This window comes from Chroococcidiopsis sp. CCNUC1 (genome assembly GCF_023546805.1).
In the GTDB taxonomy this organism is placed as follows: domain Bacteria; phylum Cyanobacteriota; class Cyanobacteriia; order Cyanobacteriales; family Chroococcidiopsidaceae; genus Chroococcidiopsis; species Chroococcidiopsis thermalis.
The window spans coordinates 1,279,173-1,294,057 of record NZ_CP097480.1 but is presented as its reverse complement, the minus strand read 5'-3'; the positions used below and the strand labels follow the sequence as shown (position 1 = coordinate 1,294,057).

Genomic DNA, 14,885 nt, shown 5'->3' with positions numbered 1-14,885 from the left:
CAATTTGTTATGAATAAAATTACCAAGACAATTTTACACCCATCGATTTTTCGCAGGGGCGCACAGCTGTGCGCCCCTACAGATCGCGTTCCTCTTGGAATCTCCATTGGGGATAGGGGAGAGAGGGGGAATCGAGGATTTACCCTGATCGAACTCATCGTTGTAGTCATTATTATCGGAGTTTTAAGTGCGATCGCGGCTCCTAGTTGGGTGGCTTTTGTTGACGGTCGCCGTTTGAGTGTTGCTCAAGACCAAATTTTGCGCTCTTTACAGGCAGCACAAAGTAATGCTAGGCGAGATAAAGTAATATGGCAAGTCAGCTTTCGCGAACATAACGGCGTAGCACAGTGGATCGTTCTGCCAGCAAGTACAAACCCGACTGCTGTAACTTGGCAAAACTTAGATGCAGCGGTTCGCATCGTCGATCCAATTGTGAATGCCAACGATCCCGATGGCACAACTTTAGAATTCGATCCAACTCATAATTTATGGCGAATGCAATTTAACTATCGCGGAGAAGCAAATAGTCCGTTAGGAAAAATTGCGATCGCCACTCGTAGCGGCGGACAGCGCTGGAGTTGTGTTAAGATTGCTACTCTCTTAGGCGCAATCCGATCTGCTAGTGATGAGAATTGTCTGGATTAAACGTCATTGGTAATTGGTCATTTGCGATCGCCGATGGTTAGTTGTTATTAGTTTTGACTTTTGACTTTTGACTTTTGACTTTTTACTTACTCATCGCCTCTGCTGTTTTTTCCCGATTTAGCTTCAAAATTAGCACGCCTAAGGGAGGCAAACACAGATCGATGGAATAGGGATGATTGTGGTATTGCCATTCATCCGTCCATTTGCCCCCTAAGTTACCCATGTTGCTACCGCCGTACTCGCGGGAATCGCTATTAAATAACTCTTGGTAAAACCCTGGTTCGGGTACGCCAATTCTGTAGTGAGAGTGCGGTTGGGGAGTAAAGTTACAAACTGCGATCGCAAAATCCTCTGAATCTTTGGCGCGACGAATTAACGCAACTACGCTATGGCGATTGTCGCTGCAATCGATCCACTCAAACCCCGCTTCAGCAAAATCTTGGCTGTACAAAGCTGGTTCAGAGCGATATGTGTGGTTTAGATCTTTGAAAAACTGCTTGAGCTGTTGGTGTGATTCATATTGCAACAACTGCCACTCTAAGTCACCCCAGACGTTCCACTCGCTCCACTGTCCAAACTCCATGCTCATAAACATGGTTTTTTTGCCGGGGTGAACGAACATGAAGGTAAACAAGCAGCGGACGTTGGCGAATTTCTGCCACCTATCCCCTGGCATTTTACCGATGATGTTACTTTTGCCATGTACGACTTCATCGTGGGATAGAGCCAACATGTAATTTTCGCTGTGGTGATACCACATGCTGAAAGTGACGTTATTTTGGTGGAACTGGCGAAACCAAGGGTCCATGCTGAAGTAATCCAGCATATCGTGCATCCAGCCCATGTTCCACTTGAGATTAAAGCCTAATCCGCCCATATACGTAGGCCAAGATACCATAGGCCAAGCGGTAGATTCTTCCGCGATGGAGACGATACCAGGAAAATAACTAAAAATAACGTGATTTGTTTGCCGCAGGAACTCTGCTGCCTCTAAATTTTCCGTGCCACCATATTGATTTGGCAACCATTCCCCTTCTTTGCGGCAATAGTTCAGGTAAAGCATTGAGGCAACGGCATCTACCCGAATTCCGTCGATATGATACTTATCAAACCAGAACAAGGCGTTGGCAACCAAGAAGTTTCTCACTTCGTTGCGGCTGTAGTTGAATACTAAAGTTCCCCATTCTTTGTGTTCTCCCTTGCGCGGATCGGCATGTTCGTAGAGGTGAGTCCCATCAAAGAATGCTAACCCGTGTCCATCTTTAGGAAAATGACCTGGAACCCAATCAACGATTACCCCAATACCGTTTTGGTGGCATTGGTCAACAAAATACATGAAGTCTTCTGGCGTGCCATAGCGGGACGTACAAGCATAATAGCCAGTGACTTGATATCCCCAAGAGCCGTCAAAGGGATGCTCTGCAATTGGTAATAATTCAATATGGGTGTATCCTAAATCTTTTACGTAGGGAATCAGGCGATCGCCAAGTTCTCGGTAGGTGAGAAAACGCGCCCCCGGTTTGAGTTCCGAGACAATGACGACGGGTTCTGTCTCCCCATTAGGCAACTTGGGAGGTTCGGCAGAGGAGGCGTGCAGCCACGAACCGAGATGGACTTCATAAACAGAAATTGGCTGCGTTAGGGGGTCGGTATGGCGGCGTTTTTCCATCCATGCCAAATCGCTCCATTCATAAGCATCTAAGTCTGTGACAATGGATGCGGTTTTGGGTCGGGGTTCTTGCTGATAGCCATAAGGGTCAGACTTTTCGTAGATGTGACCATTGTTATTTTTTATTTCATATTTATAGCGATCGCCGACTTTGAGTTCGGGAATAAATATTTCCCATACTCCTGTAGCACCTTTGCGCATCTGGTGCTTGCGTCCGTCCCAATGATTAAAATCTCCAATAACTGACACGTTGCGCGCGTTCGGAGCCCAAACAGCGAAATAAACGCCTTGGACACCGTTAATTTCTGTTGCGTGCGCTCCTAGTTTTTCATAAATGCGGTGGTGATTGCCTTCCGCAAATAGATGCAGGTCAAAATCTGTCAAGCGGGGAGAGCGAAAGGCGTAGGGGTCGTAAATCACACGCTCGCGTTCTCCCTCCAAAATCCGCAACTGATAGTTTGCCAGTTCGGGAAGATCGAGCGTGCATTCAAAAAAGTGAGGATGATGCACGGTCTCCATCGGAAATTCTTTTCTTTCCTCTGGCAGTACCACCCACGCCGCACTCGCATTTGGTAAGTATGCTCGCACTGCCCAGACGGTTTTGCCTTCCTGTTCCACGGAATGAGCGCCTAGCACTTCAAAAGGATCTTGATGCTGGTTCCAAATAATTCGATCTACCTGTTCTGGTGCAATGGTGGTCATAGACATGCAGCTACCTACTTAGAATAAATTTACTAAACTCCTCTCGTCATACTTATACACACTCTTTACATTTATTTGCAAATGAGCAAGCAAAGCAACGGTATTTAGTTTGATTTTGTCTCAACCATAGGTAAGACTTTGGGGAGTCAGGGAAAAGGAGACAAGGGAGACAAGGAAGACAAGGGAGACAAGGAAGCAGAGCGGTAAAGGGAGCAATTCTAGTCACCAGCCACTAGCCACTCTCTACTGATAAATGTTCGCTGCTCCCTGCTCCCTCAAATAGGCAAAAAAGGTAAAAAAGTCCGAATTGCCTTTCGCAGTTGGAGTAGAAAAACGATTTCTCGGACTTGAGAGTTCAAAGTGGGTGGTGCAGGACGGGTTTGTAATTTAGCTTGTAATTGAGCGTATTGGGCAGCAGTTAGTGATTTGCCATCCACAGGCGATCGCGCTGTGAGAAAGATTTCCGTCCGCAAGACTTCTTCTGGTGTATCTTCTGGTGGTGGTAAAGCTAATACAGATTGGGCGATCGCAGAGATTGTAAAAAACACGATGCCAACACCTAAAAATTGAGTTTGAAAGTGGGTTATCTCCTGACGTTTGCCAACTGGCAAAAACCCCATACTCTCTCTTTCTCCCTAAACTGCTACCAGAGTATTTATAGCATTTTGTCTGCCCTCCTAAGCACTACACCTAAGCACTACATATGTAGGTACTTATTACTTATGTGGTAAGAGAGCATATGTAATGCAAAAAGCGCCCCCCTTTTGGGGAGGCGCTTTCCTAAGTCAAACTAACGCGAATTAGCCATTGAGGGAAGGAGCTTCGACAGCAGCTAAGTCGAGGGGGAAGTTGTGAGCATTGCGCTCGTGCATCACTTCCATACCCAGGTTAGCGCGGTTGAGGATGTCTGCCCATGTACCAATCGCATGTCCTTGAGAGTCAACCACCGACTGGTTGAAGTTGAAGCCGTTGAGGTTGAACGCCATGGTGCTGATGCCCAAGGAGGTGAACCAAATCCCGATGACGGGCCATGCTGCGAGGAAGAAGTGCAGCGCGCGGCTGTTGTTGAACGATGCGTATTGGAAGATCAAGCGACCGAAGTAGCCGTGAGCTGCAACGATGTTGTAGGTTTCTTCTTCTTGTCCGAATTTGTAACCGTAGTTCTGAGATTCGGTTTCGGTTGTTTCACGTACCAAGGAAGAGGTAACCAAAGAACCGTGCATCGCGCTGAACAGGGCGCCACCGAATACACCGGCTACACCTAATTGGTGGAACGGGTGCATCAGGATGTTGTGCTCGGCTTGGAACACTAACATGAAGTTGAATGTTCCCGAGATCCCCAAGGGCATCCCGTCTGAGAACGAACCTTGTCCGATTGGATAAATCAAGAAGACTGCGGTTGCTGCTGCTACTGGTGCCGAGTATGCGACGCAGATCCAAGGACGCATTCCTAAGCGGTAGGATAGTTCCCACTCACGTCCCATGTAGCAGAATACACCGATTAAGAAGTGGAAAATTACCAATTGGTAAGGTCCACCGTTGTACAGCCATTCGTCTAATGATGCTGCTTCCCAGATTGGGTAGAAGTGCAAGCCGATGGCGTTGGAGGATGGCACAACTGCACCTGAGATGATGTTGTTACCATAGATTAACGAACCTGCTACTGGTTCGCGGATCCCGTCGATGTCTACCGGTGGTGCGGCGATGAATGCGACGATGAAGCAGGTGGTGGCAGCGAGCAACGTGGGGATCATCAACACGCCAAACCAGCCAATGTATAGGCGGTTCTCTGTGCTTGCTACCCAGTTACAAAACTGTTCCCACAAGGAAGCGCTTTCGCGTCTTTGTAATGTGGTTGTCATGGTTCTATGTATTGCTAATTAAACAACAGGAATGTTGCTTGCTTTGGTATGAATCAGGCTCCGTACTTGGTTGCCTGTAAATATATCTTTACACAACTTCAGCAAAAATTTCACATATTGTTAATTCTATTAAGTAATATTAAAACAAGATATATATAAAAAAAAGTTATATTTAAAGAGGAAAATTTCTGTCTGTAAGTAATATTCGCAATAAATTTATAGCGATCGCAGCAACTGACGTGAGGGCAGTCGCTGCTTTGTCAAGCAGAATTGGTAGGCAAATAGTTGGTTCAAAGTAGTATAAATTTGAAAAATCCTCAGTGGGGAAATATTTGAATGTAATAAGGTATATTTCTAAAGGGGGATGAAAAAAATTTAGATTTCAGCAGCCCTAGCAAGTGACTTAAACAGTCGTAATTTGCGCGATCGCGCCTCCTAAAATAGAGGTAAAGACTCACTCCAATCGAGGTTTAGATGCCTACTTCCAATTCCAACCTCAAAGAAACCGCAGGCGTAAAAGTATTATTTTTTTCAATTCCCAACAATTTCCTATTGCAGCTCGGTACTGGCTCTCTACTACTTGGGCTAGTTGGAGGTAAAGCTGTAGCTCAGGCAGTCACAGCTATTGGGCAAGCCAGTGAAGAAGTATTTCGTGGCGATCGCTTGCCAGTTTTGCCATTTCCAGAAGCAGAGACGACATCAGACTCTAGTGACGCATAATTTGCATCGTGCCTAATTCGTCAGGATTTCGATTAAAGATAAAGATTGTCGCTTCGACAACGAATTAGGACAGCATTCAACTCTACAATTATTAATTGTTCCTGGCTCTACTCGAACAGACCCTATGACTTCGCTCCTCCACTCCCATGATGAAGCTTTGACTATCAGCACCTCTCCCTTTGATTTGTTTTTGAGGCAACGCCTGCAAACAGTAGAGGAGTTGTGGGAGTCTGTTCTGAAACAAGAATGCGGTCAAGAATTAGTAAATCTCTTGGCGCAATTACGCGATTTATGCTCGTCAGAAGGACAAGCGATCGACGAGCAAATAGCGGAAGTCGTACAATTAATCTCTCAGTTAGAATTGAACGAAGCAATTCGCGCTGCGCGTGCCTTTGCACTCTATTTTCAGTTAATTAACATTGTCGAGCAGCACTACGAGCAACGCCAACAGCTGAGTATCAGTCGCGCTTTGCATCAAAAAGCAGCTAAGCAGCTACATCAAACGCCACAACCCACCTCCACAATTAACGGACATCAAACAGCAGATGTAAATCGAGATCCTGGCGTAGAGCTGTTAGAAAAAAACTGGCACGCTACCCAGCAACAGCAAAAACAAGGGACTTTCCACACCTTGTTTCCCCATCTACGGCAGATGAACGTACCGCCGCAACACATCCAACGGTTGATCGACCAGTTAGATGTCAGATTAGTCTTCACGGCGCACCCCACTGAGATCGTGCGCTCTACAATTCGGGACAAGCAAAGACGCTTAGCCAAGCTACTGCAACAGCTCGATCGGATTGAGGAAAGTACGGGCAGTATTGAAGGTGCTAATCCTTGGGAAGCAGAAGCCCTGCGGGAACAGCTCACAGAAGAAATTCGCCTCTGGTGGCGCACTGACGAGTTACACCAGTTTAAGCCAGCAGTGTTAGATGAGGTAGAGTACGCCCTGCACTACTTCAAAGAAGTTCTGTTCGAGCAAATTCCCTTGCTGAATCACAGATTTAAACACGCTCTGGCAGCTGCCTTTCCCCGCTTGCGTCCGCCTAGTAATAACTTTTGCAAATTTGGTTCCTGGGTAGGATCGGATCGGGATGGCAACCCCTCAGTGACACCCCAGGTTACGTGGCAAACGGCTTGCTATCAGCGCCAGTTGGTGTTAGAAAAATACATTCATTCAGTCAAGCGACTGACGAACTTATTGAGCATATCGCTGCACTGGAGCGATGTCCTGCCAGATTTATTAGAATCTCTGGAGCAGGATCGGTTGCAGATGAACGAAGTGTATGAAGCACTTGCCCTGCGGTATCGTCAAGAACCGTATCGACTCAAGCTTGCCTACATTTTGAAGCGACTAGAGAATACATTCGAGCGTAACGCGCGCCTGTACAACAAGAATCTGCGCAAGCAAGAAATTCAAGAAGAGAACGTGACTACGGCAGTCTATAAATCCGGGCTTGACTTTCTCGCAGAATTACGACTCATTCAACGCAACTTGTCAGAAACAGGCTTAAACTGCCGAGAACTGGACAGTCTGATCTGCCAGGTGGAAATTTATGACTTTAACCTAGCTCACCTCGATATTCGCCAAGAATCTTCTCGCCACGCCCATGCTTTTAATGAAGTGTTGGAATATCTACAAATTCTGCCTCAGTCATATAACGAATTGTCAGAAGCAGAAAGAGTCAAGTGGTTGTCGGGAGAATTGCAGACTCGTCGTCCGTTGATTCCCGCCGAACTACCTTTTAGTGAAAAAACCAACGAAGCGATCGAAACTTTGCGTGTCGTGCGTTTGTTACAGCAAGAGTTTGGCGTGCAGGTTTGCCAGACTTACATTATCAGCATGAGCCGCGATCTGAGCGATTTGCTAGAGGTGCTGTTACTAGCTAAAGAAGCTGGACTCTACGATCCAGCAACAGGAATCGGCACGATCCAAGTTGTACCTCTATTTGAGACGGTAGAAGACTTGCAACGCGCCCCCAGCATCATGCAACAGCTATTCGAGCTGAAGTTTTATCGCGCTTTGTTAGCGGGAGGGTATAAGAGAGTTGAGGGAGCTGAGGGAGCTGGCAAAGACAAGGGAGACAAGGGAGACAAGGGGGACAAGACAGGCAATTCAAGTCACCAGTCGCAACTAATTCCGAATTCCGAATTCCGTTCACGCAGTGTAGCGTCAGCGTCTATTCCGAATTCCGAATTCTCTCCCCTCACTCCTCACTTACAAGAGGTGATGTTGGGTTACTCAGATAGCAACAAGGATTCTGGGTTTCTCAGCAGCAATTGGGAAATTCACAAAGCGCAAAAAGCACTCCAACAAGTTGCCGAACAGCATGGAGTCGATTTGAGAATTTTTCACGGACGCGGTGGCTCAGTAGGACGCGGTGGTGGTCCTGCATACGAGGCAATTTTGGCTCAACCCGGACATAGTATTAATGGCAGAATTAAGATTACCGAACAAGGTGAAGTTTTAGCCTCTAAATACTCGCTGCCAGAGTTGGCGCTTTACAATTTGGAAACAATTTCGACTGCCGTGATTCAGGCTAGCTTGCTACGCACGGGATTTGATAATATTCAACCGTGGAATGAAATATTAGAAGAGCTAGCAGCGCGATCGCGGCAACATTATCGCGCCCTGATCTACGAACAACCAGATTTCATTGACTTTTTCCACCAAGTAACTCCGATTGACGAGATCAGCCAGTTGCAAATCAGCTCTCGTCCCGCCCGACGACAAGGCGGAAAAAAAGATTTAAGTGGTTTGCGGGCAATTCCTTGGGTGTTTAGTTGGACGCAAAGCCGTTTTCTCTTACCTGCTTGGTATGGTGTTGGCGCAGCTTTGCAGGAATTCTTAAACGAGGAACCCGAGCAACATCTCAAATTGCTACGTTATTTCTACATGAAGTGGCCCTTCTTCAAAATGGCAATTTCTAAAGTAGAGATGACGCTGGCAAAAGTAGACATGCAAATCGCTCATCACTACGTCAAGGAGTTATCGAAACCCCAAGACTTAGAACGATTTGAGCGGCTATTCGAGCAAATTTTGCAAGAGTTTCACCTCACAACTGACTTAGTACTGAGTATTACAGGTCATAAACGCCTGCTCGATGGCGATCCAGTCCTACAGCAGTCCGTACAGTTGCGAAGCGCCACGATTGTACCGTTAGGATTTTTGCAGGTTTCGTTGCTGAAGCGACTGCGGCAATATAGCAACCCGAGTACGACAGGCATCATCGATTCTCGTCATAGTAAAGGCGAATTATTGCGCGGTGCATTGTTAACTATCAATGGGATTGCTGCCGGGATGAGGAATACTGGTTGATTGGTAGTTGGTAGTTGGGAGTTGGCGATCGCATTTACAAATGACCAATGACAAATGACCAATGACAAATAAAAAAAGAATGTTGGTTTGCACCTTTGTAGCGTTGGCAGCGGGATGTTTTGGTGCGATCGCAGGTGGGCAAATTAGTGCATGGGTACACCAGCAAAACTGTCAACAATTCCAGTGGGGAGGCAAGGAAATTTGTCAAGCTTGGGCGATCCCAGGAGCGCTCTGGCAAGGTAGTACCACTGGATTTTGGGTTGGCGAAGTGGTAGGTGCGTTACTGGCTGGTTTGGCAACACAACGAAGGGCTACTGACAACTGACAACTGATAACTGTACGGGTGGGTATGAAGTGAAGATTATGGCTAAAGCCCGTGAATCTGCTTGCTAAACCCGCTCCGACGACAACTGATAACTGTTCACTGGTCGCTGGTTGCAGTAGGTGTTTGCAAGCTCTCCCAACTCTTCCACGTATTGGTATTCGTGTCAAAACAGCGCCAGCTCAACTGTTCTGCTTCTTGGTAGCAAATCAAGACGCGGTGGCTATATGGGTAGCTGCTACTGATGTAAGATACTACTTGTTGTAGAGGGGTTGTTTTGCGACTGAGCCGCCTAGCTACAGCCTGGTTGGGGCATTCAATTAGCATGGCTGAGTGTCCGTCAAGGTAAGTCAGAGAAAAGACAGACATGCGCAAAATTGCCCGCAACCAACTTTCAGTATGGTCAAAATACTCGTCTACAATCCTGTTAGTAAATGCTCTTTGCAACGAACGGTCGTTGGAGTTGGGTTTGAGAGAGTCTGACATAGTGGCGCTTGTGAGTGGCTGGCTTGAGGTTAGATCGAAAATGTTGAGAGTGACAAGTAGGCGATTCCCTTCGGGATAGCTTCGCTTCACGCACAACCGAGCAGATTTTTTCCATTTGTAACAGAAAAATTCCTGTCGATGCTTTTTGTTTTGATTTTGCCAATCTCTCTTGGTAGAATGCATCCGTAGATCTTCTCATATAGCCATGTCTGCGGAAACGTCACTAGATAACACTTTGGGAGCAGATGCCGTCGATCGCGCGATCGCGGATGGGATCGATTTGGACGGCTCCCCAATTCCTCCTGTCAAGTTGGAGCTTTACCATCAAGTCATGGCGCTAGAAGCTGGAAGACAGCGCAGTGGCGTGTCAAATACGATGCGATCGCGGATCGTGCGCATCGGTGCGAAGCACATCCCCAAGCGGAACTCAACCAAATGTTACTCGACGCTGGTTTTGTTCCACTTAAAGATAAGGAAGTCGCTTTTTATTACGGGAATAAATAGGGGACAAGGGGGACAAGGGGACAAGGGGGATAAGGGAGAAATATAACTGGTCGCGATCGCTGGTCACTGGTCACTGGTCACTGATAACTGCTCCCTACTCCCTCAATTACCACTCATAGCCGCGCTCGACCCAATAGTACCAATCTTCGATCGCTTCTAACGTGCCGTCATCAACTTCCATTGGTACGACATCATATAAAGGTACGGCAAAAGCATCTTCCGTACCCTCTTCTTGATAAACAATTTCTACATACATATCGTCTTGGCATTCTTCTTCCGATGCCATTCCGATAACTTCGACTTCTTCACCTTCGATTTCTACTTCATCTTCCGAATCAATCGGACGCTCTTCTGAAATCCAAATGGCGTTGAAAGGAAATTTAACTTTGTTATCGAGATAGTAATACCAACCTAGTCGCCGTTCTTCTTCGTCATAAGCATCAACGACAACTTCCATCTCGATTCTTTCTTCTCTGCTTGCGTCGATTTCCAACTCGGACATAGGAAACCTCACCACAATAGGCTGAGCGTGAACATTACCAAGCACAAACATTCTAGATGCTAGCAATACTAGCTAGACAATGAGGTTAAAAATTTTAAAGCGCTGAATTCTGAAATTACCTTATGAATGTGTATTCAATACCTTTAAATGAAAAAATGAAAAAAACCAAAATTTCTTCCATGTAAAATCCTCTCAATTTTCTCAATTGAGTGATGAGGCTACCCTTCAGCCTACACCCTGCTTAAAAATTACCAACCCCAACTACCAGGAACGCCTTTAAATGGTCCCACAATATCCTTCGTAATCCAGCCGCCATAAAAGTTACCTGGTTGAGGCTGTACTTTTTCCCCATCGACATAGCAAGCATCCATGACATGGGCATAAAAAGCTACATAATCCTTAATCGTGGCAAAACTTGGCGTTGGGTCGGGATAAAACCAAGCTACATTCTCAGCCTGTTTGTCGCCGACAACAATAGTGTAATATCCCGCTCGACCTTTCCATTCGCAAAAACTCGAATTGGGTGTTCTGACGAGGTACTCCATTTTAATATCGCTAGGAGGGATATAGTAAACCGGAGGATGGCTGGTTTCGAGTACGCGCTTGGCATGGCGAGTATTGGCAATTTCTACACCATTGAAAATAATTTGAATCTGCTTGTTAACATCCTCCAATCGAGGAGGTCTGGGGTAATCCCAGACTGATTCTTGACCAGCAGCGGGTTGAATGCGTTGAGGATGCGCCATATGCTAATTTTTGTAGTTATCAATGTTTGAAGGTAGATATTGTTGCAAAGAGCCGATCCCCCTAGCCCCCTTAACAAGGGGAACCGCCCATAGCCCCCTTAATAAGGGGGGTTGGGGGGATCTTCTGCGGCATAGTCATAAAGAATTGGTATAACCTAAATCTTTGTGGGTGAAAGATTTAGCATTCGTCCCCGTGTAGGTAGCAGCGATGTGTCCGTCGCCTGTTAGCTGGTATTTGTATGTAACTAATCCTTCTAAACCAACAGGACCACGGGGTGGTAATTTGTAGGTGCTGATGCCAACTTCTGCACCAAAGCCGTAGCGAAAACCATCAGCAAAGCGAGTCGAACAGTTATGATAAACTCCTGCTGCATCGACTTGGGCTAAAAATGTTTTGGCAGTTATCGGATCTTCAGTGACGATCGCCTCTGTATGTCGCGATCCGTAGGTATTAATGTGGGCGATCGCTTCTTCTAGAGAATCTACCACCATTATTGACAAAATCAAATCGCTGTATTCCGTCGTCCAATCTGCCTCGGTTGCTGCGGCTACATCGATAATTTTGCGAGTGCGATCGTCACCGCGCAATTCTACTTGACGTTCTTGTAACGCACGGGCAACTAACGGTAGAAATTCAGGGGCAATATATTGGTGTACTAATAGAGTTTCTATGGCATTGCAAGCAGCGGGATAATGGGTTTTGGCATCAACAGTAATTTCTACTGCCTTGGCAATATCAGCTGCTTTATCTATGTAAGCGTGACAGATACCATCTGCATGACCTAAAACAGGAATGCGGGTGTTTTCTTGTACGAAGCGCACGAAAGAGTTAGAACCCCTGGGAATAATCAGATCGACATATTCATCTAATCGCAACAGTGCCATTGTCTCTTCTCGCGTTGTCAGCAATTGGACTACGGCTGGATTAATTTCTGTTTGAGAAAGTCCGTGGTGGATCGCTTTGACGATCGCCTCGCAAGATCGCACGGCTTCCTTACCACCTTTGAGGATGACACCATTTCCCGATTTGATTGCCAATAAGGAGATTTGAATTGCTGCATCGGGTCTAGCTTCAAAGATGACCCCTAATACTCCCAGAGGGCAAGTAATTCGCTGAAGAATTAACCCCGTATCTAATTCACGGTGAATCTGCACCGCACCGACGGGATCGGGTAATTTACCCACATCTCGCACCCCCGCGATCGCATCTTTGAGTTTAGTTGCATCCAATTTGAGGCGATTGTATAGTGGTTTGGCAATTTTTTCCGCTTCAGCTGCTTTGCAATCAGCCGCATTTGCTGCCAAAATTTCCTCAGCTTGGGCTTCTAACGATTGAGCGATCGCTTCAATTGCTCGATTTTTCGCTTCAGTAGATAAGACTGCAAGTTGACGCGCAGCATCGCGAGTAGAAAGAGCGATCGCACTGAGAGAATGGGATTCGATCTGGGTGGCAGTCATGAATCGATCTCAAAGATATCCAGCCAAAGTGTAACAAAATCTGGGTGCTGTTTGATGTTGAAATAAATTGGTAATGGGTAATTGGTAATGGGTAATTGGTAATGGTAGAGAGAATTTCAGTGATTCAAGGTGATATTACTCAGTTGCAGGTGGATGCGATCGTCAATGCTGCCAATAATTCACTGTTGGGTGGTGGTGGCGTAGATGGGGCAATTCATCGCGCGGCTGGTTCCCAGTTGTTAGCAGAATGTCGTCAGTTAAGGGGGTGTGCCACAGGTGCAGCTAAAATTACTCAAGGGTATAACTTACCCGCCAAGTGGGTGATTCATACAGTCGGTCCGGTGTGGGAAGGTGGCGATCGCGGTGAGGATGAACTTTTAGCGAGTTGTTATCGTAGTAGCTTGACTTTAGCAGTGCAACATGGAATTAAAACCATTGCCTTTCCTGCTATTAGTACGGGCGTGTATCGCTTTCCTGTCGATCGCGCCGCACAAATTGCTGTGAGCGAAGTTCAGGCTTTTTTGTCTACCAATGATTCGATCTCGCAAGTCATTCTTGTCTGTTTTAGTCAATCGACATGCGATCGCTTTCTTAAAGCATTGCAACAAGTGGGTGAAACATCGCTAAATTAGATCGGCGTATCTGTTTTTGTCGGGAGTCGGTAATCATTGTAGAGACGTTACATGTAACGTCTCTACAATGTGGTTTGTCCCCTTGTTCTCCTTATACCTTCTAATTTGGAGTGAAATAATGTCAAAACTGCCCAGCAACAAGATCGATCCCGCACCCATGACGGCGGATGTTAGCGTTGTGGATCTGATCGATAATTACTTCACGGCATATAATTCGGCACGATTACGGGAAATTTGCCAACTATTGAGTCGAGAAGTGTTTCGCGAGGGTGTCACTGTAGGTTTAAGCTTATCAGGAGCTATGACCCCTGCTGGATATGGAGTTTCTGCCTTAGCGCCGCTAATTCGACATGGTTTTATCGACTGGGCGATCAGTACTGGTGCGAATCTCTATCACGACATGCACTATGGTTTAGGTTTTGAACTGTATAAGGGTAATCCGTTTGTAGACGATGTGAAGTTGCGTCAGGAAGGCACGATTCGCATCTACGATATTATGTTCGGTTATGACGTGCTGCTGGAAACAGATGCTTTTATTCGTAAGATCCTCCAAGCAGAACCTTTCCAAAAACGCATGGGAACGGCAGAATTCCACTACTTGCTGGGTAAATACATCCGTGAAGTTGAAAAGCAAGTTGGGGTAAAACATTCTTGTTTGCTGGCGACGGCTTATGAATGCGGCGTACCGATCTACACTTCTTCGCCTGGAGATAGTTCGATTGGGATGAATGTTGCAGCTTTGGCTTTGGAAGGATCGAAGTTAATCCTCGATCCGTCGCTAGATGTAAATGAGACAGCCGCGATCGCCTATTCTGCTAGAGAATCTGAAGGGAAAAGCGCGGCGTTGATCCTTGGTGGTGGTAGTCCCAAAAACTTCTTATTGCAAACCCAACCCCAACTTCACGAAGTACTAGGGTTGGAAGAACGGGGACACGACTACTTTATCCAGTTTACCGATGCGCGTCCCGATACTGGCGGTTTATCTGGAGCTACCCCCAGCGAAGCTGTCAGTTGGGGAAAAATCGATCCTGAAGAACTTCCCAGTACAGTTGTCTGTTATACCGACAGCACGATCGCCCTTCCCCTCGTTACCGCATACGTTCTCAACCAGTGTCCCCAGCGTCCCCTGAAACGCCTATACGATCGCCGCGAACAGATCCTAGAACAACTCCGCACCGATTACTTAGCTGCTAAAACTCAGCCCACAGATAAGATTCCGGCTGCGGTGGCTGATGCTGCTACAGAACAACCGATCGCGACTTATCCCTGTGGAAGAGTGATTTCACAACATTCTTCATGAAATTCAAATGTAGGGTGG

13 protein-coding genes and 1 pseudogene are annotated in these 14,885 nt (G+C 46.5%); 7 read left to right on the top strand and 7 right to left on the bottom strand.

Annotated features, from left to right (window positions below; all coding sequences use genetic code 11):
• Positions 1-9 precede the first annotated feature (9 nt).
• Positions 10-645 carry a prepilin-type N-terminal cleavage/methylation domain-containing protein gene (locus tag M5J74_RS06085; protein ID WP_106166859.1) on the top strand — a complete coding sequence of 212 codons (636 nt, stop codon included), beginning with the start codon at positions 10-12 and terminating at the stop codon, positions 643-645.
• Positions 646-727: 82 nt separating this feature from the next.
• Here M5J74_RS06085 and glgB read toward each other — a convergent pair whose 3' ends face one another.
• From glgB to psbA, 3 genes are all read right to left on the bottom strand, one after another.
• On the bottom strand, positions 728-3,016 hold the full coding sequence (gene glgB / locus M5J74_RS06080; protein ID WP_041462369.1) for a 1,4-alpha-glucan branching enzyme: 2,289 nt from the start codon (positions 3,014-3,016) through the stop codon (positions 728-730).
• Positions 3,017-3,291: 275 nt separating this feature from the next.
• A complete protein-coding gene (locus M5J74_RS06075) occupies positions 3,292-3,636 on the bottom strand; it encodes a hypothetical protein (protein ID WP_015153220.1) in 345 nt (114 codons plus the stop codon).
• Positions 3,637-3,816: 180 nt separating this feature from the next.
• Complete coding sequence (psbA, locus tag M5J74_RS06070; RefSeq protein WP_015153219.1) at positions 3,817-4,878, bottom strand: photosystem II q(b) protein; 1,062 nt, start codon at positions 4,876-4,878, stop codon at positions 3,817-3,819.
• 474 nt (positions 4,879-5,352) lie between these two features.
• Between psbA and M5J74_RS06065 the strand changes: the two genes are divergently transcribed.
• The 3 genes from M5J74_RS06065 (at position 5,353) to M5J74_RS06055 (ending at position 9,242) form a co-directional block, all read left to right on the top strand.
• Positions 5,353-5,598 (top strand): hypothetical protein, encoded by a 246-nt coding sequence (locus M5J74_RS06065; protein WP_106169566.1) that lies wholly within the window; start codon positions 5,353-5,355, stop codon positions 5,596-5,598.
• A 124-nt stretch (positions 5,599-5,722) separates the two neighbouring features.
• Entirely contained in the window at positions 5,723-8,917 is a 3,195-nt protein-coding gene (locus tag M5J74_RS06060; protein WP_250015932.1) for a phosphoenolpyruvate carboxylase, read from the top strand.
• Positions 8,918-8,978: 61 nt separating this feature from the next.
• Positions 8,979-9,242, top strand: coding sequence for a hypothetical protein (locus M5J74_RS06055; RefSeq protein WP_241994305.1), 264 nt, complete (start codon positions 8,979-8,981; stop codon positions 9,240-9,242).
• Between the two features lie 96 nt (positions 9,243-9,338).
• On the opposite strand, the gene M5J74_RS06050 is transcribed toward M5J74_RS06055, so the two are convergent.
• Positions 9,339-9,908 carry a hypothetical protein gene (locus M5J74_RS06050; RefSeq protein WP_241994304.1) on the bottom strand — a complete coding sequence of 190 codons (570 nt, stop codon included), beginning with the start codon at positions 9,906-9,908 and terminating at the stop codon, positions 9,339-9,341.
• Positions 9,909-9,930: 22 nt separating this feature from the next.
• Here M5J74_RS06050 and M5J74_RS06045 point away from each other — a divergent pair.
• Positions 9,931-10,229 (top strand): annotated as a pseudogene (locus tag M5J74_RS06045) (DUF4090 family protein).
• Between the two features lie 106 nt (positions 10,230-10,335).
• On the opposite strand, the gene M5J74_RS06040 reads toward M5J74_RS06045, so the two are convergent.
• From M5J74_RS06040 to M5J74_RS06030, 3 genes are all read right to left on the bottom strand, one after another.
• Complete coding sequence (locus M5J74_RS06040) at positions 10,336-10,731, bottom strand: calcium-binding protein (protein WP_250015922.1); 396 nt, start codon at positions 10,729-10,731, stop codon at positions 10,336-10,338.
• Between the two features lie 248 nt (positions 10,732-10,979).
• Positions 10,980-11,477: a DUF427 domain-containing protein gene (locus tag M5J74_RS06035; RefSeq protein ID WP_250015920.1), complete on the bottom strand. Its 498-nt coding sequence runs from the start codon at positions 11,475-11,477 to the stop codon at positions 10,980-10,982.
• Between the two features lie 135 nt (positions 11,478-11,612).
• On the bottom strand, positions 11,613-12,935 hold the full coding sequence (locus M5J74_RS06030; RefSeq protein WP_250015918.1) for a glutamate-5-semialdehyde dehydrogenase: 1,323 nt from the start codon (positions 12,933-12,935) through the stop codon (positions 11,613-11,615).
• 101 nt (positions 12,936-13,036) lie between these two features.
• On the opposite strand from M5J74_RS06030, the gene M5J74_RS06025 reads away from it, so the two are divergent.
• Positions 13,037-13,567, top strand: coding sequence for an O-acetyl-ADP-ribose deacetylase (locus tag M5J74_RS06025; RefSeq protein WP_250015917.1), 531 nt, complete (start codon positions 13,037-13,039; stop codon positions 13,565-13,567).
• Between the two features lie 118 nt (positions 13,568-13,685).
• Positions 13,686-14,867, top strand: coding sequence for a deoxyhypusine synthase (speY, locus tag M5J74_RS06020; protein ID WP_250015915.1), 1,182 nt, complete (start codon positions 13,686-13,688; stop codon positions 14,865-14,867).
• Positions 14,868-14,885 lie beyond the last annotated feature (18 nt).

Bases quoted from the DNA above. Each gene is read 5' to 3' on its own strand.
- M5J74_RS06040 (WP_250015922.1), bottom strand. From the start codon at position 10,731: ATGTCCGAGTTGGAAATCGACGCAAGCAGAGAAGAAAGAATCGAGATG.
- M5J74_RS06025 (WP_250015917.1), top strand. From the start codon at position 13,037: ATGGTAGAGAGAATTTCAGTGATTCAAGGTGATATTACTCAGTTGCAG.
- M5J74_RS06035 (WP_250015920.1), bottom strand. From the start codon at position 11,477: ATGGCGCATCCTCAACGCATTCAACCCGCTGCTGGTCAAGAATCAGTC.
- M5J74_RS06050 (WP_241994304.1), bottom strand. From the start codon at position 9,908: ATGCATTCTACCAAGAGAGATTGGCAAAATCAAAACAAAAAGCATCGA.
- M5J74_RS06075 (WP_015153220.1), bottom strand. From the start codon at position 3,636: ATGGGGTTTTTGCCAGTTGGCAAACGTCAGGAGATAACCCACTTTCAA.
- psbA (WP_015153219.1), bottom strand. From the start codon at position 4,878: ATGACAACCACATTACAAAGACGCGAAAGCGCTTCCTTGTGGGAACAG.
- M5J74_RS06060 (WP_250015932.1), top strand. From the start codon at position 5,723: ATGACTTCGCTCCTCCACTCCCATGATGAAGCTTTGACTATCAGCACC.
- M5J74_RS06030 (WP_250015918.1), bottom strand. From the start codon at position 12,935: ATGACTGCCACCCAGATCGAATCCCATTCTCTCAGTGCGATCGCTCTT.
- M5J74_RS06085 (WP_106166859.1), top strand. From the start codon at position 10: ATGAATAAAATTACCAAGACAATTTTACACCCATCGATTTTTCGCAGG.
- M5J74_RS06055 (WP_241994305.1), top strand. From the start codon at position 8,979: ATGACAAATAAAAAAAGAATGTTGGTTTGCACCTTTGTAGCGTTGGCA.
- glgB (WP_041462369.1), bottom strand. From the start codon at position 3,016: ATGACCACCATTGCACCAGAACAGGTAGATCGAATTATTTGGAACCAG.
- M5J74_RS06065 (WP_106169566.1), top strand. From the start codon at position 5,353: ATGCCTACTTCCAATTCCAACCTCAAAGAAACCGCAGGCGTAAAAGTA.
- speY (WP_250015915.1), top strand. From the start codon at position 13,686: ATGTCAAAACTGCCCAGCAACAAGATCGATCCCGCACCCATGACGGCG.